Origin of the sequence: Rhodococcus sp. NPDC127527 (assembly GCF_042672245.1) — a bacterium.
GTDB lineage: Bacteria > Actinomycetota > Actinomycetes > Mycobacteriales > Mycobacteriaceae > Rhodococcus_G.
Window position 1 is genome coordinate 1 of the sequence record NZ_JBHXVP010000030.1, and the last position, 4,992, is coordinate 4,992.

At 69.2% G+C, this 4,992-nt stretch carries 6 protein-coding genes and 1 pseudogene; 4 read left to right on the forward strand and 3 right to left on the reverse strand.

Annotation, left to right across the window (positions count from 1 at the left end; all coding sequences use genetic code 11):
• Positions 1-156 (reverse strand): annotated as a pseudogene (locus ACFVH2_RS24850) (acetyl-CoA C-acyltransferase); the annotation flags it as partial.
• Positions 157-259: 103 nt separating this feature from the next.
• Here ACFVH2_RS24850 and mce point away from each other — a divergent pair.
• Both mce and ACFVH2_RS24860 read left to right on the forward strand, forming a co-directional pair.
• Complete coding sequence (gene mce, locus ACFVH2_RS24855) at positions 260-739, forward strand: methylmalonyl-CoA epimerase (RefSeq protein ID WP_378428683.1); 480 nt, start codon at positions 260-262, stop codon at positions 737-739.
• 46 nt (positions 740-785) lie between these two features.
• On the forward strand, positions 786-1,751 hold the full coding sequence (locus ACFVH2_RS24860) for a hypothetical protein (RefSeq protein WP_378428681.1): 966 nt from the start codon (positions 786-788) through the stop codon (positions 1,749-1,751).
• Here the strand turns inward: ACFVH2_RS24860 and ACFVH2_RS24865 are convergent.
• The gene (locus tag ACFVH2_RS24865; RefSeq protein WP_378428679.1) at positions 1,732-2,034 is read right to left on the reverse strand and encodes an ATP/GTP-binding protein; all 303 of its coding nucleotides are present in this window, start codon (positions 2,032-2,034) and stop codon (positions 1,732-1,734) included. The genes ACFVH2_RS24860 and ACFVH2_RS24865 overlap by 20 nt on opposite strands.
• Before the next feature lie 47 nt (positions 2,035-2,081).
• Positions 2,082-2,756 carry an endonuclease NucS gene (gene nucS / locus ACFVH2_RS24870; RefSeq protein ID WP_378428677.1) on the reverse strand — a complete coding sequence of 225 codons (675 nt, stop codon included), beginning with the start codon at positions 2,754-2,756 and terminating at the stop codon, positions 2,082-2,084.
• A 95-nt stretch (positions 2,757-2,851) separates the two neighbouring features.
• Here nucS and ACFVH2_RS24875 point away from each other — a divergent pair, with 95 nt between their 5' ends.
• The gene (locus tag ACFVH2_RS24875) at positions 2,852-4,405 is read left to right on the forward strand and encodes an adenylate/guanylate cyclase domain-containing protein (RefSeq protein WP_378428675.1); all 1,554 of its coding nucleotides are present in this window, start codon (positions 2,852-2,854) and stop codon (positions 4,403-4,405) included.
• A gap of 72 nt (positions 4,406-4,477) precedes the next feature.
• Positions 4,478-4,834, forward strand: a complete 357-nt coding sequence (locus ACFVH2_RS24880) for an MmcQ/YjbR family DNA-binding protein (protein WP_378428673.1) — start codon at positions 4,478-4,480, stop codon at positions 4,832-4,834.
• Positions 4,835-4,992: the final 158 nt, after the last annotated feature.

Sequence of the window (4,992 nt, forward strand, 5' to 3'; positions counted from 1 at the left end):
GATCACGTACTGCACCTGCTCCGGCGCGACACCCGCCTTGTCGAGGGCACCCCTGATCGCGATGCCGCCGAGATCGGACCCGGAGAAGTCCTTCAGCGATCCGAGGAGCCTGCCCACGGGGGTACGGGCTCCGGCGACGATGACAGAACTGCTCACGGTTTTCCTCCAACGATCAACTGCGGCGGGATCGACCCGGCAGGAGCGTCCGAAGTCACATCCCGTCGCGGTCTCACCAAACGGTAGCGCTACCGTCTGTGGCATGACACACTCCGCCCCCAGTGCAGCGACTTCTCCCCTGGCCTCCGAGCTCGTCACGGCCATCGACCACGTCGGTATCGCGGTCCCCGATCTCGACGCGGCGATCGCGTGGTACGGCGAGCACCTCGGACTGGTCTCGACCCACGAAGAGGTCAACGAGGAGCAGGGTGTTCGGGAGGCCATGCTGTCGGTGCCGGGCAGCCCGGAGGGCTCGACCGCGATCCAGCTCCTCGCCCCGCTGAACGAGGAGTCCACGATCGCGAAGTTCATCGGCCGCAGCGGCCCGGGCATCCAGCAGATGGCCTACCGGGTGACCGACCTCGACGCGATCTCGGCGCGTCTGCGCGCGGGCGGCGTCCGGTTGCTCTACGACGCACCGCGCCGCGGCACCGCGGACTCGCGGATCAACTTCATGCACCCGAAGGACGCGGGCGGTGTCCTCGTCGAGCTCGTCGAGCCGGCCGCGATTCCGTCACACTGATCTCCGAGCATCGACCCGACATCCCAGCCACGGTAGGTTATTGACCATGTCCAACGAGCACGACCGCGGTCCCGTCCCCCTGCCCTTCAACATTGTGCGAAAGGGCTACGACAAGGACGAGGTTCGCAACTTCTTCGATCGCTTCGACGCGGAACTGCGCGTCACCGCGACCGACCGCGACGCCGCCGCGGCGCAGGCGCGCGACCTGGCGCACCAGCTCGAGGACGCACGTGACGAGATCGACGATCTCCGCAAGGACGTCGACCGGCTGTCGGTGCCCCCGACCACCGCGGAGGGCATGAGCGAGCGCATCTCCCGGATGCTGCGACTGGCCTCGGACGAGGCGTCCGAGGTGCGGGCGAAGGCCCAGGCCGAGTCCGCCGAGATGGTCTCGATCGCCGAGCAGGACGCCGCGGCGCTGCGCGGCAAGTACGAGTCGAAGCTGGCCGAACTCGCCGATCGCCGGTCGGCGATGGAGACCGAGCACGAGCAGACGATGGCCAGCGCCCGCACCGAGGCGGCGCGGACGGTCGAGGCCGCGCAGTCCGAGGCGGCCCGGCTCGAGGCGGAGTCCGACGCCAAGCGCGCCCGGATCCAGCAGGACTTCGAGATCACCATGACGGAGCGGCGCACCACGGTCGTCGCCGCGGTCGAGGAGCTCGAGACCACCAGCAAGGCCGAGGCCGAGCGCCGGGTCACCGACGCGACCAACGAGGCCCGTCGACGTCTGCAGACCGCGACCGAGCAGGCCGAGAAGCGGATCGCGCACGCGAAGGAACTCGCCGAGGAACTCCGAGTGCTGCGTGGCCGGGTGTTGGCGCAGCTCTTGGGAATTCGCGGTCAGCTGGACTCGGTGCCCGCCATGCTCGCCTCCGTCAACCGCGAGGGCGAACTGCTCGACGGTGTGCCCTCCAAGGGCGACGCGCAGGACTCGGACGAGAACGAGAACGAGAAGGACGAAGCGGCGGACAGCGACGCCCCGCAGAAGTCGGTCACGACCAGCGTCGGGTAATTCCCCGTGATCCGCGACCGTTCCAACATCCGGTGTGCCAGTGCCGGCGGTCCTCGGCCCCACCGAGCCCGTCCGCCGGCCAGGCCACCAGGTGCGCGACCCCGGGCCTGATCTCGTGGTCGCAGCCCGGGCACCGGTAGGTCTTGGTGGCCCGGGCGCCCGGCACCTGCCGCACCAGGAACTGCTCGCCGTCGTAGCCTGCCGGTCCCGACTCCACCCGCGGCCCGTTCAACCCGACGGGCGCGGGCCGGTCCGAGGAGCGGTGCTGGTTGCGGCGGGGCATGGTGACAGCCTATCCGGCGTCCGACTCGCGAACGGTGGGCGGACCACTCAGAACAGCCGGAACTCCGTGCTCTCGATACCGCGCAACGCCTCGTAATCGAGAGTCAGGCAACGAATTCCGCGATCCTCCGCCAGCGTCTTCGCCTGCGGCTTGATCTGCTGCGCGGCGAACACGCCCCGCACCGGCGCCAGCAACGGATCGCGGTTGAGCAGTTCGAGGTACCGGGTCAGCTGCTCGACGCCGTCGATCTCACCGCGCCGCTTGATCTCGACCGCCACCGAGCCGCCGTCGGCGTCGCGGCACAGCAGGTCGACCGGGCCGATGGCGGTCATGTACTCCCGGCGTACGAGGCTGTACCCGTCGCCGAGGGTCTCCACGTGTTCGGCGAGCAGTTCCTGCAGGTGCGCCTCGACACCGTCCTTGATCAGACCGGGGTCGACGCCGAGCTCGTGCGAGGAATCGTGCTCGACCTCGTCGATCGTGATGCGAAGCTCCTCGCCGGCCTTGTTGGTCACCACCCACAGGGACTTGCCGTCGTCGCCGCCGTCCTCGACCAGCCAGCACGGCGGGCTCATCCAGTTGAGTGGCTTGTAGGCGCGGTCGTCCGCGTGGATGCTCACCGAACCGTCCGACTTGACCAGCAGGAGCCTGCGGGCCTTCGGCAGATGGGAGGTGAGTCGTCCGACGTAGTCGACCTGGCAGCTGGCAATCACGAGACGCACGGCCACCACCCTAGAACACGACCGCACCGACTCCCGCATGCCCGACCACGTGACACCGCCCTCCCCCGGGTCACCGCCGCTACTGTGAGCACACCATGCGCCCTATCCGCCGCTCCGCCGCACCGCTCGGGTCGCCGATCCTCGGCACCGTGGACGAGAGCCCACGCGTCCGCCGGGTCCGCGTCCAGGTTCTGCTCACCGCCTCGCTGATGCTGGCCAACCTGATCGGCGCCCTCCTGGTCGGCGCGCTGTTCGTGGTCGTGATTCCGGGTCCGGATCTGTTCGAGCCGGAGTTCCGGATCGTCACCGCCGTGATCGGGCCGGTATACATCGCCGTCGCGCTGCTCATCGGGACCCTGTGGGGCACCCTGATGGGGATTCGCGGCCTGCGCTGGGCCGTGGAGGGTCGAACCCCGACCCGCCGGGAGGCGGCCGGCGCGTTGGCGATGCCCTGGCGACTGACGGTCATCCAGATCGTGCTGTGGTCGGGCGGACTGGCACTGTTCACCACTGTGTACGGGCTCATCGAACCGGCCACCATCCCGAAGGTCGCGTTCACCATCGCGATGGGCGCGGTCACCGTGTGCGCCTTCTGCTATCTGCTCAGCGAGTTCTCGCTGCGTCCGGCGGCCGCTCGCGCCCTCGAGGCCGGCGACCCGCGGCGGGTACGCATCGCAGGCGTCACCGGGCGCGGACTGCTCGCCTGGGTGCTCGGCACCGGGGTTCCGGTGTTCGGCTTGATGCTGGTGGCCGTCTTCAGCCTGGCGAGACGGGACGTGAACGCCACCCAGGTGAACGCGACGATCCTCGCCATCGGGGGTGTCACGTTGGTCTGCGGTTTCGCCCTGACCCTGCTCGGCCTGAGTGCGACGGTCGACCCGATCCGGGCGGTGCGAGGCGCGATGGCCCGGATCGAGCAGGGTGACCTCGACGCAGCCGTGGTGGTCTACGACGGCACCGAACTCGGCGAGCTGCAGAGCGGGTTCAACCGAATGGCCGAGGGTCTGCGGGAGCGCGAACGCATCCAGGAGCTGTTCGGCAGACACGTCGGACGCGACGTCGCGGAGGCCGCGATCGCCCGGAACCCCGAACTGGGCGGCGAGGAACGGCAGATCGCCGTGTTCTTCATCGATCTCGTCGGTTCCACCCAGCTGGCCGCCACCCGGCCCCCGAAGGAGGTCGTCGAACTGCTCAACCGGTTCTTCGCGGTGGTCGTCGACGAGGTGGACACGCACGGCGGCCTGATCAACAAGTTCGAGGGCGATGCCGCCCTCGCCATCTTCGGCGCCCCAGCCGAGCTCGACGACCCGGAGGGTAGTGCGCTCGCCGCGGCACGACGGATCCGGGACCGGCTCCTCGACGAGGTGCCGGACTGCAGCGCCGCGATCGGAGTGGCGGCCGGAATCGCGGTCGCGGGCAACATCGGTGCTCGGAACCGCTTCGAGTACACCGTCATCGGCGACCCGGTGAACGAGGCCGCTCGCCTGTGCGAGCTCGCCAAGTCCGTGCCCGGGTCGCTGGTCGCGTCGGAACGGACGGTCGCCGCCGCCGCACCCGCCGTCTCCCGGCGGTGGACCCTGGGGGATTCCGTGGTCCTGCGCGGCCGCGCCGCGCCGACGAGGCTGGCCACACCCGTCACCGTGAGCTAGCGCCAGCGACCGCCGAGCGATCGTGGGCCGCAGGTGCGTTCGCCTGTCGGTCCCCTCTGGTAGACGTGGGGCATGGCTGTCACCGTCGACGAGTTCTTGACCATGCTGGACACGCTGCCCGAGACCGTGCAGAGCCCCGGAGGGAGCTGGATCGGTCTCAAGGTGTGCGGCAAGGGCTTCGGCTACGTGTGGGAGAAGACGGAGACGGTGGGACTGAAGACGACACTGGACGAGCAGATCGCCCTGGTGGCCGAGCGACCCGAGGTTTTCGAGGTTCAGTTCACCACCAGCCAGTTCGGCTGGGTCGTGGTGCAGCTGGCGAAGATCGAAGCCGACGAACTGCTGGAACTGGTCACCGAGGCCTGGTGCCTGACCGCACCCAAGCGACTCGTCCAGGCGCACGAGTTCGGCAGCCTCTACGACGAGTAGGCGGGCCGGATCGCGGGCGCCGCCGGCGAGCCGATGCGTCTGCCCCGGAAATGCGAAATGCCCCGCACCGCAATCTCTTTCGAGATCGTGGTGCGAGGCATTCGCAACGTATGTTCGGCGGTGTCCTACTCTCCCACACCCTGTCGAGTGCAGTACCA